A 25838-nucleotide genomic window follows, 5' to 3' on the forward strand; every position below is an offset into this window, starting at 1 on the left:
CAGCAACTTCTCTGGAGGTCCACTTGCCAGGCATGAACCTGACCCGCGCCGAAGCCCGTGAGCGCGCTGATCTGATCACGGTCGACTCCTATGACATCCACCTGGACCTGACCAAGGGCGGGGAGGTCTTCGGCAGCACCACCACCGTTAAGTTCTCCGCAAGGCCGGGATCATCCACGTTCATCGACGCCGTGACCCGCACTGTGCACAGTGTCACCCTGAACGGGCACGCCCTCGATCCTGCCGCCGTGGCCGACGGGGTGCGCATCCAGTTGCCGGACCTCCAGGAGCACAACGAGCTCACGGTCGTGGCGGATGCGCCCTACATGAACACCGGCGAGGGCCTGCACCGGTTCGTGGATCCCGTGGACAACGAGGTCTACCTGTACACCCAGTTCGAGGTTCCCGATTCCCGCAGGATGTTCGCCGTCTTCGAGCAGCCGGACCTCAAGGCAACCTTTGCGTTCACCGTCACCGCGCCGTCGCATTGGGACGTCATCTCCAACTCCCCCACTCCCCAGCCGTCCCCCGCAGCGCCCGGCGACGACGGCGGGGCCCGTTCGGTCTGGACCTTCGCCCCAACACCCCGGCTGTCCTCCTACGTCACAGCCTTGATCGCCGGCCCCTACCAGTCGGTCCGCAGCGAAGTATCCAGTTCCGACGGCCGGGTCATCCCGCTGGGCGTCTTTGCCCGGAAGTCGCTCATGCAGTACCTGGATGCGGACAACATCTTCGAGCTGACCCGGCAGGGGTTCGCTTTCTTCGAAGAACAATTCGGCTGCCCCTACCCCTTCGAAAAGTACGACCAGCTGTTCGTGCCTGAATTCAACGCCGGTGCCATGGAGAACGCCGGTGCCGTGACCATCCTGGAGGGCTACGTCTTCCGCAGCAAGGTCACGGAGGCACAGGTTGAGCGCCGCGCCATTACCGTCCTGCACGAGCTGGCCCACATGTGGTTCGGCGACCTGGTGACCATGCGCTGGTGGAACGACCTGTGGCTCAACGAATCCTTCGCGGAGTACATGTCGCACCTCGCCGCAGTGGAAGCAACGTCCTTCACGAGCGCCTGGACCACGTTCGCCTCGGTGGAGAAATCCTGGGCGTACCGGCAGGACCAGCTACCCACTACCCACCCGATCTTTGCGGAGATCAACGACCTGCAGGATGTCGAGGTGAACTTCGACGGCATCACCTATGCCAAGGGCGCGTCCGTCCTCCGCCAGCTGGTGGCCTGGGTGGGCCCGGAGCAGTTCATGGCGGGCGTGCGGGAGTACTTCGCCAAGCATTCCTGGCAGAACACCGAACTGAGCGACCTGATGGTGGAGCTGGAGAAGGCCAGCGGCCGCGACCTGGACGGCTGGGGGCGGCAATGGCTGGAAACGGCCGGCGTGAACACCCTCCGGCCGGAACTGGAAACGGACCCCGATGGGACCCTGCGGTCCTTCGCGATCGTACAGTCCGCAGTGGAGGAATGGCCCACCATCCGTCCCCACCGGCTCGCCGTGGGCCTCTACAACCTGAACGGTGCCGGAAAGCTTGAGCGGGTGCACCGCGAGGAGCTTGACGTCGACGGCGAACGCACGGAAGTCCCCGGCCTGGTGGGCCTGGCCCAGCCGGACCTGATCCTGGTCAACGACGACGACCTCGCCTACGCCAAGGTGCGGCTGGACCCGAAGTCACTCGCCACGGCGACAGCGCATCTGAAGGACTTCGCCTCGAGCCTGCCGCGGACCCTGGTCTGGAATTCCGCGTGGGACGCAGCCCGCGACGGCGAAACCCCGGCGCGCAAGTACGTCGAGCTGATCCTGGCCAACGTGGCGGCCGAGTCCGATTCCTCGGTGATCCTGGTGCAGCTCCGCCAGCTGGCCACCACGCTGAACTTCTATGTTGCGGAGGAACACCGGGAGGCAGCCACCGTGGCAGCGGCCGACCGGCTGTGGGGGCTGGCGTCCGAGGTCCCCGGCGGTTCCGACGCGCAGCTGCAGTTCGTGAAGTCCTTTGCACTGCTCACCAGCAGCGAAGGGCAACTGGACATGGTGGCCGGGCTGCTGGACGGCTCAGTGGTACTGGAGGGACTGGCCGTGGACCAGGACCTGCGCTGGGAGCTGGTGGCTTCACTGGTGGCCGGCGGCCGGATGGGGCAGGACGGGATCGACGCCGAACTGCAGCGCGACAACACATCCAGCGGGCAGAACGCCGCAGCCCTGGCCAAGGCGGCCATCCCCACCCCCGAAGCGAAGGCGGCGGCGTGGGAGTTGATCGTGGTCAAGGGCGAGCTTTCCAACGCGCTGCAGGGGTCTGCGGTGACCGGCTTCATGCGCGTCCATGACCGGGCGCTTCTGGAACCGTACGCCGAGAAGTACTTCGAGGCGGTGCCGGGCATCGTCGAGAGCCGGACGCACGCACTGGCCCAGCAGATCGTCGTCGGACTCTACCCGGCGCTGCTGACCACGCAGGCCACCATCGACCGCACGGACGGCTTCCTCGCAGCCCTGCCGCCCGGAAGCGCGGCGCTGCGGCGGATGATGCTGGAAAACCGCGACGGCGTCGCGCGCGCCCTTCGAGCCAGGGCCGCAGATGTGTAGCAGCACACCGGCCGGAGGTGAATGATGGGCCTTTCCGAACACCACTACGAACTGGCGGTGCAATGGACCGGCAACCTGGGTGACGGGACAACGTCCTACCGCGGATATTCGCGGGACCACGACATCATCATCCCCGGGCTGCCTGTCCTCAAGGGTTCCGCCGACCCGACGTTCCACGGTGACCGGGAACGGTACAACCCCGAACAGCTGCTCCTTGCCGCGCTGGCGCAGTGCCACATGCTTTCCTACCTGCATGTGGCCGTCAAGCACGGCGTGGTGGTGACGGACTACCGCGACGAGGCTACGGGAATGCTGCGGCTGAACCGGGACGGCAGCGGCCAGTTCGAACGGGTGACACTGCGTCCCCGGGTCACGCTTGCCGACGGCGGCCAGGCGGAGCTGGCTGCCCGGCTCCACCATGAGGCCAACCAGGTGTGCTTCATTGCCCGGAGCGTGAACTTCCCCGTGGAGCACGAACCGGTCACGCTGGTCGGCTAGCCTGCGAGGCTGCCCAGCAGGCGGGCCTCGGTAGCCGGTGCAAGTCCGGCTTTGCGTGGCCGGTCCAGGCCCCGGCTGCGTTCATCGAGCAGCGTGTCCTCAAGGGTTTCCCGCCAAGGCCGCAGGACCAGTCCTGCGGCCTTGGCGGCCTGGTTGCTGCGGGCCATGAAGCCGTCATGGCCGGGCGGGAGCCAGAGCGGCAGCGAGTCCGGGCCGGACCAGTACTCCACGCCCTGCTGCGCCAGCCACTCTCCGTTGGCCCTGGCAACGTGCCCACGGTGGCCGACAGCTTCCCGCGCTGCCTCGAGGTACCCGTCGAACGGCACCGTGTCCCCCACGGCGTTCAATGCACCGGTAATACCGTGTTCTGCGGCCAGCAGAATCCAGCCGGCGAGATCGCGGACGTCGATGACCTGGGTGGGGTGCCCGCCGATATCCGGGACGAGGACCGGCGTGTTGTCCCTGGCGAAGCGCGCCGGCCAGTAGCCGTAGCGGTCCGAGCCGTTGCCGGGGCCGCCGATCAGGCCGGCGCGGCAGAGGTGGGCCCTGCCGACGGCGGCGGCGAGGGTGGCGTCCTCGATGGCCACCTTCGATTCGCCGTAGTTTTCAGCAGTCGGCTCCACCCCGGGATCCAGCGCCGGCAGGAGTGCCGCATCCTCCGTTGCCCCGGGTACCGAGTGGTCCGCATAGGCGGAGCAGCTGGAGACAAAGGTCCAGTGGGCTGCCCGGTCCGCGAGGCACGCCAGCGCGTCCCGGGCGAAGGCCGGGTTCCGTGCGACGTCGATGACGGCGTCCCAATCCCCCGACACGCCGTCGTAGGCTTTCGCGCCCAGTGAACGGTCCGCCCTGATCCATTCGGCACCCCGCGGCGGCGCATCCGCAGCTCCGCGCGCCAGGCAAGCAACCCGGTGGCCTGCGGCGACAGCCTGGCGGACGATTTCTGCTGACAGGAAGGCGGTTCCGCCGAGGACAAGGATGCGCATTGCTCCACGCTACGGGGCTAGGGTTAAAGGAGAACAGAGCCACGCTTCAAGGAGTTTTTTCCACCTATGGTCAGTATGTTGTCAGTCCTGCCGTCCGCTGCGTCCGATCCGGGCGGCATCAGTATCACTGGGATCGTGATCAGCCTCGGCGTGGGCGTTGCCGTCTGGCTGGTGGCGACATTCGTTATTTCCCGCATCACCGGGCGGGTGGCGTCCGGAAGCAACTTCTTCAAGAACCGCAAGTTCAAGTGGGTGGCCCCCGCGCTGCGGGCGCTGGACCATGAACGGCGCGTGCAGCGCGCCGAGACCATCGGTTCCCTGCTCAACAGCGTGGTGGGCGTGCTGGTGGTGGTCATCACGGGCATGTACGTACTGCAGAACCTGGACATCAACATCGCCCCGCTGCTCACCAGCGTGGGCATCCTGGGTGTGGCCATCGGCTTCGGTGCCCAGCAGCTGATCCGCGACTTCCTGGCGGGCATCTTCATCACTATCGAGGACCAGTACGGGATCGGCGACGTCATCGAGACCAGCGAGGTAGTGGGCGTGGTTGAGTCGATGGGCCTGCGCATCACGCGTGTCCGCTCCGACGACGGCGCCATCTGGTACCTGCGCAACGGTGAGATCCTGCGGGTGGGCAACCGGTCGCAGGGGAATTACGTGCCGCTGCACGAGGGGCCGGACGGCACCACCGATCAGGGTTCGGACCATGGAGCCGAGAACACGAAGACCAACCAGAAAGCCGGAGAATAGCCATGACGATTCCTGTTGAGCCCCAGCGGCCACGCCAGCTGATGCAGAACGATCCCTTCAGCCAGCCCGGCTACACGGACAACTTCTACGACGCCGTGGGCGGACACGACACGTTCGTCAAGCTCATCGACGTCTTCTACGACGGCGTGGCGACCGATCCGCTGCTGCGCCCGATGTACCCGGAAGAGGACCTGGGGCCGGCAAAGCGCCGGTTCCTGATGTTCCTGGAGCAGTACTGGGGAGGTCCCACCACCTACGGGGAGGAGCGCGGCCACCCCCGCCTCCGGATGCGCCACATGCCGTTCAAGGTAACGCCCGAGGCCAAGGACCGCTGGCTGTTCCACATGCGCAAGGCCGTGGATGCCCTGGAGCTGCCGCCCCTGTATGAAGGCACCCTCTGGGACTACATGGAGCGGGCAGCGCTGTCCATGATCAACAGCCCGTCCGGCCAGTAGGCGGTTCCGGCCGCACCTGCCGCTAGAGCAGCCCGCTTCCGGTCCGGGCAAGGACGTGTCCGCGGCTGCCGGAGAGCCGGAACCACCGGCCGGCGCGGTACAGCTTCTGGTCGCCGTCCGCGAGGAAACCCAGGGCGAGGGCTGCGAAGGCGGCCCCCGCCGGCAGCCCGGACCCGTCCAGCTCCCTGCCCCAGACGGCGGCCCTCGCGTTGTTCACGATCATCGCGCCCGGCTTGTCCGGCACGATCCCGGCCACCTCGGTGATCCCCGCCTCGGCTGCTTCCCGCAGGGATGCATCGCTTCGCGCACCCAGCAGCTCCCAGCCGCCGCGGGGCGCGCCCACGCCCGTCCAGGACTCGGTGACGGTGGTGGGCGGAACCGGCAGCTCGACGTCGTCCTCCCCGGCCCTGGCCAGGCGGTCCAGCACAGCCGACAACGTCACTGTGACGTCCGTTTCCGACGGCGCTGCCAGCGCCATGGTGCGCAGCCCCAGGATGGTGGGGGTGGATTCACCCAGCAGGCGGGGCCGCAGCACGCACACGTACGCAGCGAGGACGGTGCCCGCGGCCTGCAGCCGGATGGCGCCGTCGTCGATCGCTTTGGCGCGCGTGGCGTAGGTCTTCAGGTCGGCAAGATCGCGGGGATCAGCGAAGCGGAAGGACGAGGTGAGGAGATCAGACACACCAAGAACACTACCGGCTGGACCGCGGTTGAGCAGTGCGGGGGCGCCGTCTAGAGTCAAACCATGACTGAAGCCGAAGCCGGACTCCTGGCGCCGCCGAACGGTGACCCCACGTTGTCGCTGATCAAACTGCTTGACCTGGGCCAGCTGGAGGGAGCCCGGACGGACGAGGATATCTTCCTTGGGCCATCACAGCAGCAGCCCCACCACCGGGTGTTCGGGGGCCAGGTCCTGGCACAGTCACTGATCGCATCCATCCGCACGGTGGACCCGGAGCGGTATGTCCATTCCATGCACGGGTACTTCCTGCGGCCCGGCGATGCCAACAAGCCCATCACGTTCGGAGTGCAGCGCCTCCGGGACGGCCGTTCCTTTTCCGCCCGCCGGGTCCACGCCTACCAGGACGGAGTGCCCATCCTGTCGATGATCGCGTCCTTCCAGGGCGATGACGAGGGCGTCGAGCACGAGTCGGTTATGCCCGCCGGGATCCCGGACCCCGAGTCCCTGCCCTCCACCGCTGACCTGCTGGGCAAGTTCGACAACCCTGTGGCGCGGCACTACGCCTACGAACGGCCTTTCGATATCCGGCACGTGGATCCGCCGCTGTACATCTCTGCCAAAGGCGACCGGGAAGCCCGCAACGCCGTATGGATGAAGACGTTCGGGCCCATGCCGGACAACGCCAACCTGCACAGGGCGGCCCTCGCCTACGCCAGCGACTACACGCTCCTCGAGTCCATCCTGCGCCGGCACGGCCTGAGCTGGATGACGCCGGGAATGAACGTCGCCAGCCTTGACCACGCGATGTGGTGGCACCGGCCCGCCCGCGTTGACGAATGGCTGCTCTACGTCCAGGAGTCACCCAGTGCGCAGGGCGCCCGCGGGCTGGCCACCGGCAAGATCTTCAACCAGGCCGGGCAGCACGTTGCCTCGGTGGCGCAGGAGGGCATGGTCCGGGTTCCCACGGATGTGAAGAGCAAGGTGGTGGGGGCTTTCCAGTCCAAGGTCCTGGAGCACCAGATCCGCAAAGCCGGCCGGGACTAACAGGCGCGACGATACGCAGGAGGCCGGCATCCCAACGGATGCCGGCCTCTTTTGCGCCTGACTCTTAGTCGCGGGTCAGGCGGCGGTGGGTCACTCGGTGCGGCTTGGCGGCATCGGGGCCCAGGCGTTCCACTTTGTTCTCCTCGTAGGATTCGAAGTTGCCCTCGAACCAGTACCACTTGGAGGGGTTTTCGTCGTCACCTTCGTAGGCGAGGATGTGCGTGGCCACCCGGTCCAGGAACCAGCGGTCGTGGGACACGACGACGGCGCAGCCCGGGAACTCGAGCAGCGCGTTCTCCAGGCTGCTGAGGGTTTCGACGTCGAGGTCGTTGGTGGGCTCGTCGAGGAGCAGCAGGTTTCCGCCCTGCTTGAGGGTCAGCGCGAGGTTCAGCCGGTTGCGCTCACCGCCGGAGAGTACGCCTGCCTTCTTCTGCTGGTCCGGACCCTTGAAGCCGAAAGCGGCCACGTAGGCGCGGGACGGCATTTCCACCTGTCCCACCTGGATGAAGTCGAGTCCGTCGGACACAACCTCCCACAGCGTCTTGTTGGGGTCGATACCGCCGCGGCTCTGGTCCGCGTAGGAGATCTTGACGGAGTCACCGATCTTGAGGTCGCCGCCGTCGAGCGGCTCCAGGCCCACGATGGTCTTGAACAGGGTGGTCTTGCCCACGCCGTTGGGTCCAATGACGCCGACAATGCCGTTGCGCGGCAGGCTGAAGGACAGTCCGTCGATGAGCACCCGGTCCTCGAAGCCCTTCTGGAGGTTCTTGGCCTCCAGCACCAGGCCGCCCAGGCGGGGTCCCGGCGGAATCTGGATCTCTTCGAAGTCAAGCTTGCGGGTACGGTCGGCCTCAGCAGCCATTTCCTCGTAGCGGGCGAGGCGGGCCTTCGACTTGGTCTGCCGGCCCTTCGCGTTGGAGCGGACCCACTCGAGTTCCTCGGCCAGGCGCTTGGCCTGCTTGGCGTCCTTCTTGCCTTGAATCTCCAGGCGGGCGCGCTTCTTCTCCAGGTAGGTGGAGTAGTTGCCCTCGTAGGGGTACAGGTGGCCGCGGTCCACCTCTGCGATCCATTCCGCCACGTGGTCGAGGAAGTAACGGTCGTGGGTCACGGCCAGGACGGCGCCCGGGTAGCTGGACAGGTGCTGTTCGAGCCACAGCACGCTTTCAGCGTCCAGGTGGTTGGTGGGCTCGTCGAGGAGCAGGAGGTCCGGCTTCTGGAGGAGAAGCTTGCACAGGGCGACGCGGCGGCGCTCACCACCGGAGAGGTTGGTGACGTCAGCGTCGGCGGGCGGGCAGCGGAGGGCGTCCATCGCCTGTTCGAGCTGGGAATCCAGGTCCCAGGCGTCGGCGGCATCGATGGCTTCCTGGAGCTTGCCCATCTCCTCGAGGAGGGTGTCATAGTCAGCGTCCGGGCTGGCCATTTCCTCGGAGATCTCGTTGAAGCGCTGGATCTTGCCGTAGATCTCGCCCACGCCTTCCTGGACGTTGCCCAGGACGGTCTTCTCTTCGTTCAGCGGGGGTTCCTGCAACAAGATGCCCACACTGTAGCCGGGGCTGAGCCGGGCCTCGCCGTTCGAGGGGGTGTCCAGTCCGGCCATGATCTTGAGGATGGTGGACTTACCGGCACCGTTCGGGCCTACAACGCCAATCTTGGCGCCAGGGAAGAACGACATGCTTACGTCGTCAAGAATGAGCTTTTCGCCAACGGCTTTTCGGGCCTTGGTCATTGTGTAGATAAATTCCGCCATGGTTCCAAATCTAGTGGGTTGGCGGGCTTAACTCATATTTGCGGCAGACTCAGGAGCCGACGAAGCACTTGCCGTTCGCCAGCACGGGCAGGACGGTGACCGTCACTGCCCCTTCCCTGACCTGGCCGATGACGCAGTCCTTGCCTTGCAGCACCGCCGCTTCGATGGCATCCGCCTCCAGGCCGGTGGGGGTACGGCTCTGGGAGACCTGAAGGACCGCGGGTGCGATGCCGGCGCCGGTCAGGGCGTCAGTCACCTGGGCGGTGGCCGGCTTGGGCGCCGCCGCCGCGAGCTGGGTCAGCACGGTGGTGACGGTCTGCTTGACTGTTTCGGTGGCCACAGCTTCGGGATTGGCTGAGGGCGTTGCCGAGGTGTCCGCGAGCGCCTGGCCGCCTGCTCCGCTGTCTCCGGCGGGAGCAGTTTGCACAGTTGACTCTTCATTGCCGGTGGCGGATCCGGCAGATTCAGTGGCGGAGCCCGGCGTGCAGGCAGACGTCAGGACCAGGACCGCCGCGCCTGCAACGAGGCGAAGCGGCAGCGAGCTGAAGCGGAAGGAGGCTGAGGGAGCAGCTGGTGAGCCGCCGGCCCAGTTAATCTGCCGGTGGTCAGGGATAAGCCGCATGCTGTCATTCTGCCACGGGCTGCGTGGCCGGGTTTGCAGCCTGGGCGGACAGGGCGCGGCCGGGGGGTGCCGGTACCCTGCCCGCCCAGGAACCTGGTGGGCGCGTTGATGGGGATAGCTAGACTCCTGATTCGGCGAGCTCCCCCGTTTCCAGATTGAGTGGTACAAGGTTGCCGTCGCCGTCCTCCACGTAGCTAGCGGCAGGATCACCGCCATCCACGTCTTCGTCCCCATCATCGGGTTCGTCGAGCGGGCCATCCGGGTGAATGCTGTGTGCCGGTCCGGGAGGGTTCCCGTGCTCTACAAGCGAGAGCGCAGGCTTCGTGGAAGAACGGGTGAAGTTGGCCGTGCCCCACATGAGGTCATGACCCACGGCATCGGCATCGATGGTGTGTGAATAGTAGACCCTGCCGTCCCTTTCCCAGCTGCGGATCTTGAGCTTTCCTACCACGATGACGGGCTGGCCCTTCCTGATGCTGCAGCCGATGCTGCCCGCAAGGTGCCGGTAGCCCTGGACCAGGAACCAGTTCGTGTGGCTGTCAGACCAGACGCCGGTTTCCCTGTCGCGCCGACGGGTGGTGGAAGCTATGCGGAAGGAGGCAGTGGCTGTTCCCCCCGGCGTGGTGCCGCTTGTGATCTCGGTGGCAACAAAGCCCCGGATCGTGATGGTGTCGCTCATCTCTTCGTCCTGTCGTCAATGGTGGTGCCCTAGCAGGCAAGACCAGCTTGCCGCCGGCGCGAGGACAGGACGAGGGCAGGCAGCTCCTATGTGGACAACTCTGCCTTCGCACCGCCTGTAGAGGGGAAGTCGGCCACGCCGGGACCGGCAGGCGCCACGGGCAGTCCCGGCAATGTAAACTTTTCGAGGCGTCAGAGTTCAGCTCCGGACGCACCCGCCTCAGTAGCTCAGGGGATAGAGCAGCGGCCTTCTAATCCGCCGGTCGGGGGTTCGATTCCCTCCTGGGGCACGCCAGATGACGCCTTCGGTTCCCGGAACCGGGGGCGTCGTGCGTTAAGCAGCACATCAGGATTGCAGCAGGTGCGGCGCCTCGATCAGTGAGCGGACAACGCTGCCGGCAGCGCCGAGGAGCGCCCCTGACTCCCCCACGACCGAAAGGGTCACCTGCTCCGGGGAAAACCTGCCGGGGGCGTACGTGCCGAGGCTTGCCAGCAGCGGCGCCCGCAACCACGGATCGAGCAAGGCGAAGTGGCCGCCGAGCACCACAGAGCCGATGTTCACTACCCGGGTGGTCGAAGCCAGTGCCACACCGAGATACCGGCCTGCACGGTCCACGGCCGTCGACGCCGCGGGTTCGTCCGCCTCCAGCGCCTGCACCAGCAGGGCCATCGACGCAGACCGCGTCCGGGTATCGGCTGCGATACCCGCGGCGGCAAGGATCGCGTCCTGTCCGGCCACCGTTTCCAGGCACCCGGTTCCCCCGCAGGAGCAGCGTGTGCCGTCGGGTTCCACCACCACGTGCCCCACTTCCCCGGCATGTCCCTCCGGGCCCGTGAACAGCTCGGAACCGATGACCAGCCCGCCACCGACACCAACTTCGCCGGAAACAAACAGGAAGTCGGAGCCGTCCTTTGGCCGGTGCCTTACCTCGGCCAGGGCTGCTGCGTTGGCTTCGTTGAAAAGCGCCACGCCGAGGGGCGCGTCCGGCAGCACCACGCCGGGGTCCAGGGACACGTTCGTCCACCCAAGGTTTGGTGCGGTGAGGATGTGTGCCGCAGCAGGGTCCACGAGACCGGGCACCGCGAGCCCTCCACCCAGAACCTCCACCCCGCGCTTCGCCGCCGCCGCCCGAACCGTCCCGGCCAGGTCCGCCAGCGCTGCCAGCACAGGGCCTGTACCCGCGGACCGGTTGTCCTGCTCCCGCACTTCATGGACCAGGAGGTTTCCACTCAGGTCAACCAGCCCCGCCGCAATGTAGTCGACGTTGATCTCCATGCCCAGGACAGCGCGGGCGGGATTGAGTTCAAGGCCGACGCCGGGGCGTCCACGTCCTTGCTGGCTTTGCCCCGCTTCGTGGAGGAGCCCCGCGTCCAACAGGTCCAGGACGAGGCTTGACACGGACGCCTTCGTCAACCCAGTGGCAGTGGCCAGCTGGGCCCGGCTCGGACGGACACCGGCCGGCGCCTTGGCAATGGCCCCCAGCACCAGCGCCGTATTGCTCCTGCGCACGTCTCCCATGCTGCCGGGCGCGCCAGCCCCGGTTGCAGGCAAAGCGGATGCCGTTGCCACGGAACCTCCTCGAAAATTTTCTCCGGCAGGGGGGCCGGACCTCTTGACCCCAGCCTACGGCGCTGCATATAGTTTAGGCAATGAACTAATTGCCGCGCTACTGCGGCACGAGTGCAAGGACGGATCAATGCCCCTCTCCCCCACCCCCGCCGACAAGTTCACCTTTGGCCTCTGGACCGTTGGCTGGACCGGTGCCGACCCGTTCGGCGTCGCCACCCGCGCCGCCCTTGACCCGGTGGAAGCCGTCCACCGCCTCGCTGAGCTCGGCGCCTACGGCATCACCTTCCACGACAATGACCTGATCCCCTTCGAAGCCACCGCTTCGGAGCGGGACCTGATCCTGAAGAACTTCCGGGCAGCCCTGGCAGAAACCGGCCTGAAGGTGCCCATGGTCACCACCAACCTGTTCAGCCACCCGGTGTTCAAGGACGGCGGCTTCACCTCCAACGACCGTTCCATCCGCCGCTTCGCCCTGTCCAAAGTCCTGCGCAACATCGACCTCGCCGCCGAATTCGGCGCCGAAACGTTCGTCATGTGGGGCGGCCGCGAGGGCAGCGAATATGACGGCTCCAAGGACCTTTCCGCCGCCCTGGACCGCATGAAGGAAGGCGTGGACACCGCCGCCGCCTACATCAAGGACAAGGGCTACAACCTGCGCATCGCGCTTGAGCCCAAGCCCAACGAGCCCCGCGGCGACATCTTCCTGCCCACCGTCGGGCACGGACTGGCGTTCATCGCCCAGCTCGAGCACGGCGACATCGTGGGCCTGAACCCCGAGACCGGGCACGAACAGATGGCCGGGCTGAACTTCACCCACGGCATCGCGCAGGCCCTCTGGGCCGGCAAGCTCTTCCACATCGACCTCAACGGCCAGCGCGGCATCAAGTACGACCAGGACCTTGTCTTCGGCCATGGCGACCTCACCAGCGCCTTCTTCACGGTGGACCTGCTCGAGAACGGCTTCCCGGGCGGCGGACCCAAGTACGACGGCCCCCGCCACTTCGACTACAAGCCGTCCCGCACTGACGGCTACGACGGCGTCTGGGAGTCAGCCAAGGCCAACATGGCCACGTACCTGCTCCTCAAGGAACGTGCCACCGCATTCCGCGCAGACTCCGAGGTCCAGGAAGCCCTCAAGGCATCCGGCGTCTTCGAACTCGGCGAAGCCACCCTTGCCCAGGGCGAAACCGCCGCGGACCTCCTCAAGGACGCCGCCGCGTTCGAGGATTTCGACGCCGACAAGGCCGCCGAGCGTTCCTTCGCCTTCGTCCGGCTGAACCAGCTCGCCATCGAACACCTCCTGGGCTCCCGCTAGGCCATGGCCCTCGTAGCAGGCATCGACAGCTCCACCCAGTCCTGCAAGGTGGTGATCCGCGACGCGGACACCGGCGCGCTGGTACGGCAGGGACGTGCCGCCCATCCGGACGGCTCCGAAGTCCACCCGGAGCACTGGTGGACAGCACTCGAGGAAGCCATCGCCCGGGCGGGCGGGCTTGACGATGTTGCCGCGGTCTCCGTGGGAGGCCAGCAGCACGGCATGGTCTGCCTGGACAGCGGCGGGGAGGTGGTCCGCCCCGCCCTGCTCTGGAACGACACCCGCAGCGCCGGAGCCGCCGCTGACCTGATCAAGACGGCGGGCGACGGCGACACTGCCGCCGGCGCCCGCTACTGGGCAGAAACCACCGGTACGGTGCCGGTAGCCTCGCTGACCCTGACCAAGCTGCACTGGCTGGCGGAGAACGAACCGGAAAACGCCGCCAGGGTGGCCGCCGTCTGCCTTCCGCACGACTGGCTGTCCTGGCGGCTGATGGGCTACGGCCCCGGCAGCGGCGAGGAAGGGCTGAAGGCCCTGGCCACCGACCGTTCCGACGCCTCGGGGACCGGGTACTACTCGACGGCGGAGGGCCGCTACCTGCCGGAGGTCCTGGCAGCCTCGCTCGGCCGCGTGCCGGTGCTGCCCAAGGTGCTCGGCCCGCTCGAAGCGGCAGGCCGGACTCCACAGGGTTCCCTCGTCGCGGCCGGCGCCGGGGACAACGCTGCGGCTGCCCTCGGCGCCGGGGCACGGCTGGGTGACGCCGTGATGTCGCTGGGCACCTCCGGCACGGTCTTTGTCATCTCGGAAACACCGGCAGCGGACCCCTCCGGGCTGGTTGCCGGCTTCGCCGACGCCGCAGGGCACTACCTGCCGCTGGTCTGTACCCTGAACGCAACGCGCGTTTTCGACGCCACAGCGGCGCTGCTGGGAGTGGACCTGCCGGAGTTCAACCGGCTGGCACTGTCCGCGGCACCCGGAGCGGGCGGCCTGACCCTGGTTCCCTACTTCGACGGCGAGCGCACACCCAACCTGCCCGACGCCACCGGATCGCTGCATGGCATCACCCGCGCGAACTACACGCCGGCGAACATGGCACGCGCCGCCGTCGAAGGCGTTGTCTGCTCACTGGCCGACGGGCTTGCTGCACTGCAGGGCCAGGGGGTCTCGGCCCGGCAGGTCCTGCTGGTGGGCGGCGGAGCCCAGTCTGGCGCGGTGCAGGAGGTTGCACCGCAGCTGCTGGGACTTGATGTTGTGCTGCCGCAGCCGGGCGAATATGTTGCCGACGGCGCCGCCCGCCAGGCCGCGGCGGCACTGGCGGGACGCTACCCGGAATGGGCGGCAGACGCCGTCGTCCTTCCCGCGGGCAAGGACGACGGCGGTGTGCTGGCCCGTTACCGCAGTTGCGCGGCACTGTACGCCTGACCTCCACCCAAAAGAAGACCCGGACCGCGCCGTATGCGCGGTCCGGGTCTTTTCTGTGGGGCGCAGGCTCCTGCCGTGACGTAGCAGGAGCCCGCGGTCTATCCAGGCATCCGGACTGTGTCAGGCGTACGGGAGGACAAGCTCCGCGTAGCGCTCCTTCACCGTGGACAGGACGATGTTGCCGTCCGTGTCCCAGATTTCCTGGTTAAAAATTTCCACTTCGATGTCTCCGGTGTAGCCGGCATCGCGCACCCAGGTGCCGATGGCGGCGAAGTCCACCACGCCGTCGCCCATGTATCCGCGGGAGAGCAGCGGATCGGCGGCGATGGGCATGTTGAAATCGCACACCTGGTAGGAGGCGATCCGGTTCTCGCGGCCGGCGCGTTCGATCTGCGCCTTCAGTTCCGGATCCCACCAGACATGGAAGGTGTCGACGGCGACGCCCACCGTGGAGGGGTCGAACGGGGCGGCGAGGTCCAGGGCCTGGCCCAGGGTGGAGATCAGCGCACGGTCCGCGGCGTACATCGGGTGCAGCGGCTCCAGCACCAGGCGGACACCGTTCTCCTCAGCGAACGGGACGAGGTCGGCAAGGCGGTCTGCCACGCGCTGGCGCGCGGCCACCACGTCCTTCTCCTCCGGTGCCAGCCCGCCCACCACGAGGAACAGCTCCCTGGTGTCCAGGGCAACGGCTTCCAGGATGGCGGCCCGGTTGTCCGCGAGGGCGGCAGCCTGGCCTTCGGCATCGGCAGCGGTGAGGAAGCCGCCCCGGCACAGGGAGGAAACCCGCAGGCCCGCGTCCTTGATCAGGCGTGCGGCCTTGTCAAGGCCGGCCTCCTCCACGCGGTCCCGCCAGGGGCCGATGGCGGGAATGCCGGCGTTGACGCAGCCCTCAACGACCTGGGCGAGGGTCCACTTCTTGGTGGTGGCGCTGTTGATGGACAGGCGCGAGAAATCACTCATACTCCCACCCCGTTGATGCGCAGGTAATCAGACATCCGGAAGGCGGCCAGGGCGGGGTCTTTCAGCAGGCCCGCCTGGTCTGCCAGTTCAAAGGTCTTGGCCAGGTGGCAGACGGACCGTCCGGAGTGCAGGCCGCCCACCATCTGGAAGCCGGGTTGCTTGCCGTTGAGCCACGACATGAACGCGATGCCGGTCTTGTAGTAGAACGTCGGGGCGCTGAAGATGTGCTTGCCCAGCTCGCGGGTGGAGTCCAGGATTTCGCGCGCCCTGGCAGCGTTTCCGGCGTCGTAGTTCTGCAGGGCCACCGAGGCGGCCGGATAGATGGCCGCGAAGATGCCCAGCAGCGCGTCCGAGTGGTGGCTGCCGTCGCCGTCGATGAGCTCCGGGTAGTTGAAGTCGTCACCGGTGTAGAGGCGGACACCTTCGGGCAGGGCCGCGCGCAGGGCCACCTCGTGGCTGGCGTCCAGCAGCGAGACCTTCACGCCGTCGACCTTGTCCGCGTTGTCCTTGATGAGGTTCAGGAACGTTTCGGTTGCGGCAGGCACATCGTTGGAGCCCCAGTAGCCGGCGAGCGCGGGGTCGAACATGGTTCCCAGCCAGTGCAGGATGACGGGCTGGTCCACTTCCTGCAGCAGGGCGGAGTACACGTTCACGTAGTCCTCGGGGCCGGCGGCCACCTTGGCCAGCGCCCGCGATGCCATGAGGATGACCTTGGGTCCGGCTTCGGTGATCACCGCGATCTGCTCGCGGTAGGCAGCGAGGACAGCCTTGATGCCCGCGTCCCCGGCCGGCAGGGAGTCAATGTCCAGCTGGTCGGTGCCGGCGCCGCACGCCACGAGATCGCGCACGGACTTGCCGGCGGTTGCTGCGTTGCCTGCCGAGACCACTGAGGCGGCTTCCACGCCGGTGCACTTGATGAGCTGCTGGGTGGCTGCCCAGTCCAGGCCCATGCCGCGCTGGGCGGTGTCCATGGCATCGGCAACGCCGAGGCCGTAGGACCACAGCTCGTGCCGGTAGGCCATGGTGGCATCCCAGTCGAGCCGGGCCGGAGCCCCGGGGGTGTTGTCGGCAAGGACTTCGGGAATGACGTGCGCTGCGGCGTAAGCACGCCGGGCCGTCAGCGGAGCGGTGGGGCGGGCCCACGTGGTGGCAGCCTGGAGGCGGTACTCGCGGGTGCCGCCGTCGGAGGAGGGAAGGATGAGCGAGGTCATTAGAGGGTGATCTCCGGGATGTCGAGGGTGCGGCGTTCCTCATTGGACTGCAGGCCGAGCTCGGCGAGCTGGACGCCGCGGGCGGCGGAGAGCAGGCCGAAGCGGTGTTCGCGGCCGGCGACGACGTCGCGGAGGAATTCTTCCCACTGCAGCTTGAAGCCGTTGTCCAGTTCGGCGTTGGCCGGGACTTCCTGCCACTGGTCACGGAAGGATTCGGTGACGGGCAGGTCCGGGTTCCAGACGGGCTTGGGGGTGTGGGCGCGCTGCTGGGCGACGCACTTGTTCAGGCCGGCGACGGCTGAACCGTGCGTGCCGTCCACCTGGAACTCCACCAGTTCGTCACGGTAGACCCGGACGGCCCAGGAGGAGTTGATCTGGCCGATGACCTCGTCGCCGCCCGGGGTTTCCAGCTCGAAGATGCCGTAGGAGGCGTCGTCCGCGGTGGCCTTGTATTCCTTGCCGGCCTCGTCCCAGCGGGCAGGGATGTGGGTGGCGGTCTTGGCGTTGACGCTCTTGACCTTGCCGATGATGCCTTCCAGGACGTAGTTCCAGTGGCAGAACATGTCCGTGGTCATTCCGCCGCCGTCTTCCTTGCGGTAGTTCCAGGACGGGCGCTGGGCGGCCTGGATGTCTCCTTCAAAGACCCAGTAGCCGAATTCGCCGCGGATGGAGAGGATGCGGCCGAAGAAGCCTTCGTCCACGAGGCGGCGGAGCTTGACGAGGCCGGGCAGGTACAGCTTGTCGTGGACGACGCCGGCCGTGACGCCTGCTTCCTTGCCGATGCGGGCCAGTTCAATGGCTTCCTCGAGGGTTTCCGCGGTGGGCTTTTCGGTGAAGATGTGCTTGCCCGCCTGCATTGCCTTCTTCAGGGTGGCGGCGCGGAGGCTGGTCATGGACGCGTCGAAGACAACATCCACGGTGGGGTCGTTGATGACGGCGTCGAGGTCGGTGCTCCACTCGGCAACCTTGTGCTTCTCGGCAAGCTCGCGGATCTTGGCCTCGTTGCGTCCCACCAGGATGGGCTCCACCTGGACCCGGGTACCGTCCTCCAGTGTGAAGCCGCCGGCGTCACGGATGGGAAGGATGGACCGCAGCAGGTGCTGGCGGTAGCCCATCCGGCCAGTGATGCCGTTCATGGCGATGCGGATCGTTTTCGTTTCGAAGCCCATGTGTCCTCCACGGTGAGTGAGCGTTTTACTCAAGTCCTGTTGGGAAAGCGCATTCCCACTTCCTCAATGATGCACGCCAATGCGCGCATTGGCAAGCGCTTTCCGCTTGGAACTTTCTGCGCCATAATGTGGTAACCGCTTTATTGGTCCACGACACCCAGGAGATGCTGTGGCTGCAAGTACCCTCACCGAGGTGGCCCGGCTGGCCGGGGTATCCCCCGCCACCGCATCGCGCGTCCTCAACGGCTCGGCACGCAAGCCCGGCAAGGACATCGCGGACCGCGTCCGCCAGGCGGCCGATTCGCTCGGCTACATCCCCAACGCCCAGGCCCAGGGCCTGGCAAAGTCCAGCTCCGGCCTCATCGGCCTGATCGTCCACGACATTGCCGACCCCTACTTCGCCGCCATCGCCCGCGGGGTCCAGGAGGCGGCCCGGGAGCAGCGCAAAATGGTCCTGCTGGCCACCACCGGCGGTGCACCCGCCGAGGAGAAGGAAGCCGTGGCGGCCTTTGCCGCCCGCCGCGCCGACTCCATCGTGATCGCCGGCTCACGGTCGTCACGGACCGAGGACCAGGAGGACAACGCGGAGCTGGCGGCGGAGCTGGACAGGTACTGCCGCAACGGCGGGCGCGTGGCCGTCGTCGGGCATCCGGTGGTGGGTGCGTCGGCACAGGAGGGCTACCACGTGGTGGCGGTACCAAACCAGGAACTCGCCGGCGCGCTGGCCGCCGAACTCGCCGCCCACTGGGGCGGGGACTTCGTCATCATCGGCGGACCGGAGGGGCTGTTGACCTCTGACGACCGGATCCACGGCTTCCAGGAGGGACTGGCCAAGGCAGGACAGGCACCGGCGGAAATCCTGCGCAGTTCATTCAACCGGGCCGGCGGCTACGAGGCGGGCCTGAAGCTGGCAGCGCGGATCAAGGGCGGCAGCACCGGAACGGGGGAACCGGCCGGCCCGAAGATGTGCATCTTCGCCGTGAACGACGTGATGGCCATTGGGGCGGCGGCGGCGCTGCGTGCGGAGGGACTGCGGATCCCCCGCGACGCAACCATCGCCGGCTTTGACGATATCGAGACCCTTCGGGATTTCCGTCCGGCCCTCTCCACCGTGCGCCTGCCGCTGGAGGAGATCGGCCGGCTCGCCACCCAGGCGACGGCGCCCCTGGCAGGCGATGACGACGAGCTGCCGCAGCCCATCACCGGCGAGGTCACGCTGCGCCGCAGCACCGAGGTGGCATGAGCATGGCGATCGATCTGACGGAAGTACCTGCCGCAGGAAGCGGGGGCGGCGCCCGGCCGGCATTCCTGGTACTTCCGGGCGGCGGATACGCCAGGCAGGCGGACCATGAGGCGGAGCCTGTGGCGGAGTGGCTGGCTTCGCTGGACATCCACGCCTTCGTGCTGCGGTACCGGGTGGCCCCGGACCGGCACCCGGCACCCCTTGAAGACGCCAAGGAGGCCATGCTGTACATCCGCAGCGGCGCTCACGGCCTGCCTGTGGATCCGGAGCGGGTGGGCGTGCTCGGGTTTTCTGCCGGCGGGCACCTGGCCGCCACCCTGTCCACGGCCACTGCCACCGGCAGCCCCCGGCTGGACGTCCCCGCCGCCGTCCCGGAACTGAGCGTGCTCTGCTACCCCGTCGTGTCCCTGACGCACGAAGTGCACCAGGGCTCGGTGGACAACCTCCTTGGCGGTGCACCGCCGTCGGACGTCCTCGCGGCCCTGTCCCCGGACGTGCAGGTCAGCAGCGTGACGCCGCCGGCGTTCCTATGGCACACGGCCGATGACTCGGCGGTGCCGGTCAGCCACAGCCTCCGCTATGCGGGCGCGCTGATGGCAGCCGGCGTCCCGGCGGAACTGCATGTCTTCCCGCAGGGCCGCCATGGCCTGGGCCTGGCGGGCGGAGAACCGGGGACGGCCCAGTGGCCCTCCCTCTGCGCGGACTGGCTGGCACGGGCAGGCTGGGCAGCGCCGGCCGGAGCGGCGCCACTGGCAGCAGCCACCGTCGGGAACGACTAGCGGGTTACGCCCGCCGGGCAGCTGCGGTCAACCCGTGGCACGGATAGTCCACGATGCCGAGTGGGAACCGCCCGGCACCAGGTGCACCACGTCCCGGCCTGAGTTGAAGGCGTCCGGCGGGCAGGTCATCGGCTCCACGGCGAGGCCCAGCCGGTCCGGACCTGTGGGCTTATCCGCCGTATGGACCTGGACCCACGGCCACTCGGGGCCCCAGGCCAGTTCAACTCCCGTTCCTCCCAGGTCCGTCACCCGCACGCGCGCCAGCCCATCGTTGTCCCGGGCGATGCCGGTGAAGGCGTGGTCTATTTTCAGCGGCCCCACGCGGCGCAGCGTCCGGAAGTCGAACTCATGCTGGTCAACACTCCGCATCCCCACGGGCAGCAACCGGTCCGGTGTCACCTCAAGGAACTCCGCCGCGGGAATTTCGATTGACCAGTCGTCCAGGGGTGAAGGCCCGGCCACCAGGTAGGGGTGGGGGCACACACCGTAGGGTGCGGCGACCTTGCCCGTGTTGACGGCCTCTACGCTGCAGCGCAGCCCGTCCGCCGAGAGGGCATACACAGCCGTCAAGTCCAGTTGCGAAGGAAATGCCGGCCCAGGTTCCACACGGAAACCCAGGGTCACTGCACGTCCGGTGGCCTCCAGGACTTCCCACACCCGGGCCGTGGCGAGGCCATGGAGCGCCGACCCCCTTACCGGCTCATTGACTGGCGCCATATAGTCCTGCCCGGCGTAGGTGTATCTGCCGTCTGCGAGGCGGTTGGGCCAGGGCGCGCAGATGACGCCGCGGTAGTCCGGAATGGGGCCGTCGGCGCCAAAGCCCACCACAAGGTCCCGCCCGCCGTGCCGGAGGCTGCGGAGGGCTCCGCCGCGTGCGGTGATCAGGGCTGTGTAGGGGCCCGAGGAGATGGTGAATTCAGTGGCGGCCATAGTGAGCTCCGGAAGTGGTTTGTTAGCGCTCACCAGCCTACAGCACACCGGCCCGGCGACCTGCAGGCTAGAGTGGCCGCATGGGCGTCGCGGAACGGATCAACGGAGCTGTCCTCCGCCTGATCCGGGACGCCCTTCGGGAGCGGGCAGATCCTGTCCGGGGAGCCGGCATGCAGGCGTACATGAAGTCCAGCCAGCCCTCGCTGGGCGTGCAGGTGCCGGAAGTCCGGCGGGTGGTGGCGTCAGCTGTTGCCGCCGCTCCCTTCGCCTCCGCGAAGCAGCTCCGTGGCACCGTACTGGAGCTGTGGCGCACCGCGGGCGTCCGTGAGGAACGGTACGCAGCCATTGACCTTACCGCCGGCCGGTTGGTTGCCGGAGACCTGCAGATGCTGCCGGTGTACGAGGAAATCATCCGCAGCGGGGCGTGGTGGGATTTTGCGGACGGGGTGTCCGGCCGGCTCTGCGGCCTGCTGCAGGCGCACCGGCCGGAGATGACAGCCGTGCTCCAAAGCTGGAGCAGGGACGCCGATTTTTGGATCAGGCGGGCTTCCATTACCGCCCAGCTCAAGGCAAAGGAAGCCACCGACACTGCTTTGCTCACGCAGGTCATTGAACCGAACCTTTCGGACCCCGAATTCTTCATCCGCAAGGCGATCGGCTGGGCGCTGCGGGAGTATGCGAAGACGGCGCCGGAATGGGTAGCGGCCTTCGTTGCGGAGCATTCCTCCCGGATGAGTCCCCTGTCACTCAGGGAGGCTCTGCGGCGGATCGGTCAGGACAGCTCCGCTAGATAACGGGCCGCTCGAAGACGGGCCCGCCGGCTTTGCGGAAAAGCCGCCTGGTTTGCGGATCCCAGAAGATCAGGTAGAGCCCGAACAGCAGCCCGGTGACGGCCGCGGCAACCCGTGCCAGGGCGAGCGCGAAGCCCAGGTCCTCGGTCTGCAGGTAGGGGAAGACCTCCAGCTGGTCGGAGATGGCGTAGATCATGAAGAAGGACACCACAAAGTAGAGTGCCTTGACCTGCCAGTCGTTCCGGATGCCGGTGACGGCAAACAGCGGGATGAGCCACACCACGTACCAGGCCTGGATGATGGGGGCCAGCAGGACCACGGCCGCGAGCGCCAGTGTCAGCCGCCGCATCAGGCGGTCATAGTCGCCCCGGAAAATTTGCCAGCCGACGATCGCCACAGCCAGCAGTTTTCCGGCGTTGAACACCCAGCCTGCCGGCACGGACCCGTCGAGGCCGAAGGAGTTGGCCAGGGACGCCACCACCATGCCAATGAGCCCGACAGGCGCGTACCAGATGGAGATACTGCCGGGGGCAGAGAGTCCGTTGATCCAGCCGAAACCGAAGCCGTTGACCAAGGCCATCAGGGTCAGCAGGGCCAGGCTCAGCCCGCCGGTCAGGGCCCAGAACACAAACTTCCGCGCCCAGCCCGCCTCCCGGCCGGCCCAGAGCAGACCGATGAACGGGAGGAACACGATGGTGATGGGCTTGACCGCGATGGACAGGGTCACCAGCACGACGCCCCGGAGCACCCGCCGGGTGGCTGAGTAGTAGAGGCCGGCCAGCGCCAGGCCAATCATCAGCGCATCATTGTGGACGCTTGCGATGAAGTTGGTCAGGAAGAGCGGGTTTGCGGCAGTGAGCCACAGGGCACGGTGCGGGTTGATCCCGTGCAGTTCGGCAAGTTTGGGCACGTAGATGACGCAGAGGATTACACCGGCCAGCGCCACCAGCCGGAAGAGCATCACGCTGGCTTCCGGCTGGACGTTCGTGGACCACACCACCAGTTGCTCAATCCATAGGAACAGCTGGCCATAGGGAACGGGAGCTTCCGTCCACATCTTGTCCGCGCCCAGCTGGAAGTAGTTGGACAGGGCGGAGATACCGTTCTCGTACGGGTTGAAGCCTTCCACCATGAGCCGGCCCTGGCCGATGTACGCATAGACGTCACGGCTGAACAGCGGCACGCAGAACATCATGGGCAGCCCCCAGGCCACCACCGCCTTCAGGGTGGCGCTGCGCGCCTCGGCTCCCCAGACGTGGACTATCTGCCCAAGCCGCAGCCAGGCCCGCACCAGCAGCATGGCACCCACGGCCAGCAGCACGATGGACAGGGCCACTCCCGCTGCCTCGGCACGCATCCAGATGAACAGCGGCATCCGGCGCAGTTCCGAGACGGGGGCCAGCCAGCCCACGCCAAGCGAGCCGACCAGCAGGAACATGGAGCCAATGAAGCCGGCAAGGAGCGGGGAGCGGGGATTGTCCATGCCGGCAGTGCCCGCTTCGGCAGTGGCGTCGGCCGCCAGCTCCCCCGCCGCGGGCAAAGGCGCCGTCATGTCAGGATCGTCCAATCTTTTTGCATTTGCGCGGCTCGTGTCCGGCAGGCGGCACAGCCGTCCGGGGGCGCTTTTCGTCCGACAGCAGGGCGACCCGCCGCGTACCCGAAATCCTAGCACCGGCCGGCTGGCGGGAGGTGTAACGGTAGGCTGGTCCGGTGCCTATCTCTAACGAACGAATCGTCTGGATCGACTGTGAAATGACCGGACTGGACATCAAGAACGATGCCCTGATCGAGGTGGCGGCCCTGGTCACCGACTCCGAACTGAACATCCTTGGCGACGGCGTGGACGTGGTCATTAAGCCCGATGATGCCGCTGTTGCCCAGATGAACGATTTCGTCCGGGATATGCACACCAAGTCCGGCCTCCTTAAGGAGCTTCCGTCCGGCAAGTCCATGGCCGAGGCAGAGGCCGCAGTCATGGAGTACATCGCGGAATGGGTGCCGGACCCGCGGAAGGCTCCGCTGGGCGGGAACTCGGTGGGTACTGACCGGGTGTTCCTCTCCCGGGACATGCCCGCTGTGGTGGAACACCTGCACTACCGGGTCATAGACGTCAGCACCATCAAGGAACTGTCCCGCCGCTGGTACGCGCGTGCCTACTTCCAGTCCCCCGCGAAAAAGGGCGGCCACCGGGCACTGGGGGACATCAAGGATTCCATCGATGAGCTCCGCTACTACCGCGAGGCGGTGTTCGTCCCCGCCCCCGGACCGGACAGCGCAACGGCACAGCAGATTGCCCGCCGCATCACGGCGGGGGAAACGGCCGGGCTGCCGGAAGCGTAATCTGCGCCACGTTTCCAGGAATTTTTCCCGAAAAGGCCAAAAGTGGACAAAGCACCCCGGAAGAGCAGGTAAGCTATTTGAGTTGCCTTTCCAGGGGACCGGGAAACCGGTCATTCTGCGGGAAACATGGTGGGCGTAGCTCAGTTGGCAGAGCGCCTGGTTGTGGTCCAGGAGGTCGCGGGTTCAACCCCCGTCGCTCACCCTCACGGGACGGCAGGTGGCCGTCCAAGAAGGAGGCCGTACCGGATATCCGGTACGGCCTCCTTTGTTGTTGCAGCATCGCCCCGGTCCTCGGCCAGGGCCGCAAGCCGAAGGACCACTGACATGACCGTTTTGCCAATCACCATCTGGGGAGAACCCGTGCTGCACCGCCGGGCCTCCGAGGTTGAGGTGTTCGACGACGTCCTGCGCGCCTTGATTGCCGACATGTTCGAAACAAACGATGCCGCCAACGGCGTGGGCCTCGCGGCCCCCCAGATCGGCGTCGGCAAGCGGATCTTTGTCTACAAGTTCGCAAACGACGACGGTGCTCCACCCACCGGCGTGCTGGTCAACCCCGTCCTGACGCTGTCCAAAATCTCCGGTGCCGCTCCGGACCCGGACGAGGAAGAAGAGGGCTGCCTGTCCTTCCCCGGGGAGGTGTATCCCCTCAAGCGTGCCGAATGGGCCCGGGTGGAGGGTTTTGACGAATTCGGGCAGCCAGTCAAGTTCGAGGCCACCGGCTGGTTCGCCAGGGTCATCCAGCACGAATACGACCACCTGGACGGAAAGCTCTACGTCAACCGGCTTATGGACCGCTACTCCCGCAAGGCGATGAAACAGGCCAAGAAGAACGGCTGGGGTGCGCCAGGCCTGACCTGGATGCCGGGGGTGGATCCGGACCCGTTCGGACACTAGCCGGCCGCGGGTACCGGATGTGTCGCGTGTCAGCGCGCCCGCACCGTCTGCTGGTCCGGGCAGGAGCCGAGGACGCGCTTCATCGCGTCCTTCTCCGCGTCGGTCACCCAGAGGCTGTAGGCGGCCTTGACGGAAATCTGGCGTGCTGCGTAATGGCACCTGATGGACTTGTTTGCGGGAAGCCAGGTGGCGGCGTCGCCCGCGCTTTTCTGCTGGTTGGCCGGCCCGTCCGCGGCGATGAGGTTCAAGGGATCATTGGCAAGGCTTTGGCGCTGGCCCGGAGTCAACCGCTGGGCGCCCTTTTGCCAGGCGTCCGCGAGGGCCACGACGTGGTCGATCTGCACTGCCCGGCTGCTGTCCTGGCCGCGGCGGAAATCGACGTGCTGCGCGGTGTAGGGTTCGTGGAAGCGGCCAGCCGACACCCGGCAACTTGAGCCTTCGGCGAAGACAACGTCCGCCAGGTCGCGGCGGAGGATGTCGTTGCGGGTATCGCATCCGTTCCGGTCGACATCAGCCCAGGCCTGGCCGAAGGCTTCCCGGTTGTAGCCCTCCTTGGCTGCCCGGCCCTTGACGGGCAGCACCTCCAGGGCATCAAGGGCGCGTCCGCCGGGGACCGGGTTGACGGGTACCACCGGCTTCATCCAGGCGGGATCGAAGACGGGCGCTTCGGAAGGGCCTGCCAGCGGCGGTTCCGCGAGGGCGAACTGGCCCGCGGCAAAGAACCAGGCAAGGGCCGCAACAACGGAAACAGCGGCCACGGCCAATATGGCCCAGGCCTGCCGGGAGCGGCGGCGTGCCCGCCGGTAGGCGGACCAGCTCAAGGTCACGGCTTTCCCTGCCGGGGGCTGACGTCATCCATCCCACCAACCTAGGACAACGTCTGCTCCCCCTCGCCGGTTTCCACAGTGTGGAGGGCGGGTGACGGATCATTCGGGGGCGGTTACTGCTCCCGCATCACCCGCCGGAGGTCCTCTTCGGCAATGGCCAGGAGGCCCTCGAGTTGGCGTACCCTGTCCTCGCCGACGTCGCCTGTCTTGTATGCCGCGCGTGCCCCCTCAAGGAGACGGAGGGCTTCCTTGTGGTTGGCCTTGGCGACATCAAGGGCGTGTTCCAGGGTGGTGTCGTGCTGGAGTGTCGAATCTTTTTCCATGCCATTAGTGTGGT

At 67.1% G+C, this 25838-nt stretch carries 25 protein-coding genes and 2 tRNA genes; 14 read left to right on the forward strand and 13 right to left on the reverse strand.

The features are described from left to right. Nucleotides 1–32 precede the first annotated feature (32 nt). Nucleotides 33–2585, forward strand: coding sequence for an aminopeptidase N (gene pepN / locus AC5RU7_RS00345; RefSeq protein WP_494051328.1), 2553 nt, complete (start codon nucleotides 33–35; stop codon nucleotides 2583–2585). A 24-nt stretch (nucleotides 2586–2609) separates the two neighbouring features. Beyond that, the gene (locus AC5RU7_RS00350; protein WP_494051329.1) at nucleotides 2610–3083 is read left to right on the forward strand and encodes an OsmC family protein; all 474 of its coding nucleotides are present in this window, start codon (nucleotides 2610–2612) and stop codon (nucleotides 3081–3083) included. Here the strand turns inward: AC5RU7_RS00350 and AC5RU7_RS00355 are convergent. After that, nucleotides 3080–4066 carry a Rossmann-fold NAD(P)-binding domain-containing protein gene (locus AC5RU7_RS00355; protein WP_494050634.1) on the reverse strand — a complete coding sequence of 329 codons (987 nt, stop codon included), beginning with the start codon at nucleotides 4064–4066 and terminating at the stop codon, nucleotides 3080–3082. The genes AC5RU7_RS00350 and AC5RU7_RS00355 overlap by 4 nt on opposite strands. Nucleotides 4067–4132: 66 nt before the next feature. On the opposite strand from AC5RU7_RS00355, the gene AC5RU7_RS00360 reads away from it, so the two are divergent. Next, nucleotides 4133–4819, forward strand: a complete 687-nt coding sequence (locus AC5RU7_RS00360) for a mechanosensitive ion channel family protein (RefSeq protein ID WP_494050635.1) — start codon at nucleotides 4133–4135, stop codon at nucleotides 4817–4819. A 2-nt stretch (nucleotides 4820–4821) separates the two neighbouring features. Then, nucleotides 4822–5274, forward strand: coding sequence for a globin (locus tag AC5RU7_RS00365; protein ID WP_494050636.1), 453 nt, complete (start codon nucleotides 4822–4824; stop codon nucleotides 5272–5274). 22 nt (nucleotides 5275–5296) lie between these two features. Here AC5RU7_RS00365 and AC5RU7_RS00370 read toward each other — a convergent pair whose 3' ends face one another. Beyond that, a complete protein-coding gene (locus AC5RU7_RS00370; RefSeq protein ID WP_494050637.1) occupies nucleotides 5297–5956 on the reverse strand; it encodes a DUF8185 domain-containing protein in 660 nt (219 codons plus the stop codon). Nucleotides 5957–6019: 63 nt separating this feature from the next. On the opposite strand from AC5RU7_RS00370, the gene AC5RU7_RS00375 reads away from it, so the two are divergent. Further along, on the forward strand, nucleotides 6020–7000 hold the full coding sequence (locus AC5RU7_RS00375; RefSeq protein WP_494050638.1) for an acyl-CoA thioesterase: 981 nt from the start codon (nucleotides 6020–6022) through the stop codon (nucleotides 6998–7000). A gap of 64 nt (nucleotides 7001–7064) precedes the next feature. Here AC5RU7_RS00375 and ettA read toward each other — a convergent pair whose 3' ends face one another. From ettA to AC5RU7_RS00390, 3 genes are all read right to left on the reverse strand, one after another. Beyond that, entirely contained in the window at nucleotides 7065–8747 is a 1683-nt protein-coding gene (ettA, locus tag AC5RU7_RS00380; RefSeq protein WP_494050639.1) for an energy-dependent translational throttle protein EttA, read from the reverse strand. Nucleotides 8748–8796: 49 nt separating this feature from the next. Continuing rightward, entirely contained in the window at nucleotides 8797–9369 is a 573-nt protein-coding gene (locus tag AC5RU7_RS00385) for a DUF6993 domain-containing protein (protein WP_494050640.1), read from the reverse strand. Between the two features lie 118 nt (nucleotides 9370–9487). After that, a complete protein-coding gene (locus AC5RU7_RS00390; protein ID WP_494050641.1) occupies nucleotides 9488–10048 on the reverse strand; it encodes a single-stranded DNA-binding protein in 561 nt (186 codons plus the stop codon). 216 nt (nucleotides 10049–10264) lie between these two features. Here AC5RU7_RS00390 and AC5RU7_RS00395 point away from each other — a divergent pair. Beyond that, nucleotides 10265–10337, forward strand: a tRNA-Arg gene (locus AC5RU7_RS00395). A 56-nt stretch (nucleotides 10338–10393) separates the two neighbouring features. On the opposite strand, the gene AC5RU7_RS00400 is transcribed toward AC5RU7_RS00395, so the two are convergent. Further along, entirely contained in the window at nucleotides 10394–11566 is a 1173-nt protein-coding gene (locus AC5RU7_RS00400; RefSeq protein ID WP_494051330.1) for an ROK family protein, read from the reverse strand. 178 nt (nucleotides 11567–11744) lie between these two features. Between AC5RU7_RS00400 and xylA the strand changes: the two genes are divergently transcribed. Together xylA and xylB are read left to right on the forward strand one after the other, a co-directional pair. Then, complete coding sequence (gene xylA / locus AC5RU7_RS00405; RefSeq protein WP_494050642.1) at nucleotides 11745–12932, forward strand: xylose isomerase; 1188 nt, start codon at nucleotides 11745–11747, stop codon at nucleotides 12930–12932. 3 nt (nucleotides 12933–12935) lie between these two features. After that, nucleotides 12936–14354, forward strand: coding sequence for a xylulokinase (gene xylB / locus AC5RU7_RS00410; protein ID WP_494050643.1), 1419 nt, complete (start codon nucleotides 12936–12938; stop codon nucleotides 14352–14354). 120 nt (nucleotides 14355–14474) lie between these two features. On the opposite strand, the gene AC5RU7_RS00415 is transcribed toward xylB, so the two are convergent. Genes AC5RU7_RS00415 through AC5RU7_RS00425 form a run of 3 tightly spaced genes read right to left on the reverse strand, consistent with a single transcriptional unit; the run spans nucleotide 14475 to nucleotide 17694 of the window. Then, on the reverse strand, nucleotides 14475–15314 hold the full coding sequence (locus tag AC5RU7_RS00415) for a sugar phosphate isomerase/epimerase family protein (RefSeq protein WP_494050644.1): 840 nt from the start codon (nucleotides 15312–15314) through the stop codon (nucleotides 14475–14477). Further along, nucleotides 15311–16525 carry a dihydrodipicolinate synthase family protein gene (locus AC5RU7_RS00420; protein ID WP_494050645.1) on the reverse strand — a complete coding sequence of 405 codons (1215 nt, stop codon included), beginning with the start codon at nucleotides 16523–16525 and terminating at the stop codon, nucleotides 15311–15313. Before AC5RU7_RS00420 ends, AC5RU7_RS00415 begins: the two co-directional genes overlap by 4 nt. Next, nucleotides 16525–17694: a Gfo/Idh/MocA family protein gene (locus AC5RU7_RS00425; protein WP_494050646.1), complete on the reverse strand. Its 1170-nt coding sequence runs from the start codon at nucleotides 17692–17694 to the stop codon at nucleotides 16525–16527. The genes AC5RU7_RS00420 and AC5RU7_RS00425 overlap by 1 nt, the downstream gene beginning before the upstream one ends. 169 nt (nucleotides 17695–17863) lie before the next feature. Between AC5RU7_RS00425 and AC5RU7_RS00430 the strand changes: the two genes are divergently transcribed. Both AC5RU7_RS00430 and AC5RU7_RS00435 read left to right on the forward strand, forming a co-directional pair. Continuing rightward, complete coding sequence (locus AC5RU7_RS00430) at nucleotides 17864–18937, forward strand: LacI family DNA-binding transcriptional regulator (RefSeq protein WP_494050647.1); 1074 nt, start codon at nucleotides 17864–17866, stop codon at nucleotides 18935–18937. Further along, a complete protein-coding gene (locus tag AC5RU7_RS00435) occupies nucleotides 18934–19716 on the forward strand; it encodes an alpha/beta hydrolase (protein ID WP_494050648.1) in 783 nt (260 codons plus the stop codon). Before AC5RU7_RS00430 ends, AC5RU7_RS00435 begins: the two co-directional genes overlap by 4 nt. Nucleotides 19717–19743: 27 nt before the next feature. On the opposite strand, the gene AC5RU7_RS00440 is transcribed toward AC5RU7_RS00435, so the two are convergent. Next, a complete protein-coding gene (locus tag AC5RU7_RS00440; RefSeq protein WP_494050649.1) occupies nucleotides 19744–20646 on the reverse strand; it encodes an aldose 1-epimerase family protein in 903 nt (300 codons plus the stop codon). An 80-nt stretch (nucleotides 20647–20726) separates the two neighbouring features. On the opposite strand from AC5RU7_RS00440, the gene AC5RU7_RS00445 reads away from it, so the two are divergent. Then, on the forward strand, nucleotides 20727–21440 hold the full coding sequence (locus tag AC5RU7_RS00445; protein ID WP_494050650.1) for a DNA alkylation repair protein: 714 nt from the start codon (nucleotides 20727–20729) through the stop codon (nucleotides 21438–21440). Here AC5RU7_RS00445 and mptB read toward each other — a convergent pair. Beyond that, the gene (mptB, locus tag AC5RU7_RS00450; protein ID WP_494050651.1) at nucleotides 21433–22989 is read right to left on the reverse strand and encodes a polyprenol phosphomannose-dependent alpha 1,6 mannosyltransferase MptB; all 1557 of its coding nucleotides are present in this window, start codon (nucleotides 22987–22989) and stop codon (nucleotides 21433–21435) included. The two genes, AC5RU7_RS00445 and mptB, sit on opposite strands and share 8 nt — an antisense overlap. Before the next feature lie 158 nt (nucleotides 22990–23147). Between mptB and orn the strand changes: the two genes are divergently transcribed. The 3 genes from orn to def all read left to right on the forward strand — a co-directional run bounded on the left by orn (nucleotide 23148) and on the right by def (nucleotide 24674). Beyond that, a complete protein-coding gene (gene orn, locus AC5RU7_RS00455) occupies nucleotides 23148–23777 on the forward strand; it encodes an oligoribonuclease (protein ID WP_494050652.1) in 630 nt (209 codons plus the stop codon). 129 nt (nucleotides 23778–23906) lie between these two features. Beyond that, nucleotides 23907–23979 (forward strand) — tRNA-His (locus tag AC5RU7_RS00460). A gap of 122 nt (nucleotides 23980–24101) precedes the next feature. Beyond that, complete coding sequence (gene def / locus AC5RU7_RS00465) at nucleotides 24102–24674, forward strand: peptide deformylase (protein WP_494050653.1); 573 nt, start codon at nucleotides 24102–24104, stop codon at nucleotides 24672–24674. Between the two features lie 29 nt (nucleotides 24675–24703). Here def and AC5RU7_RS00470 read toward each other — a convergent pair whose 3' ends face one another. Together AC5RU7_RS00470 and AC5RU7_RS00475 are read right to left on the reverse strand one after the other, a co-directional pair. After that, the gene (locus tag AC5RU7_RS00470) at nucleotides 24704–25501 is read right to left on the reverse strand and encodes an HNH endonuclease family protein (RefSeq protein WP_494050654.1); all 798 of its coding nucleotides are present in this window, start codon (nucleotides 25499–25501) and stop codon (nucleotides 24704–24706) included. A 113-nt stretch (nucleotides 25502–25614) separates the two neighbouring features. After that, on the reverse strand, nucleotides 25615–25824 hold the full coding sequence (locus AC5RU7_RS00475) for a hypothetical protein (protein WP_494050655.1): 210 nt from the start codon (nucleotides 25822–25824) through the stop codon (nucleotides 25615–25617). Nucleotides 25825–25838: the final 14 nt, after the last annotated feature.

Source organism: Arthrobacter sp. K410C, assembly GCF_059090105.1.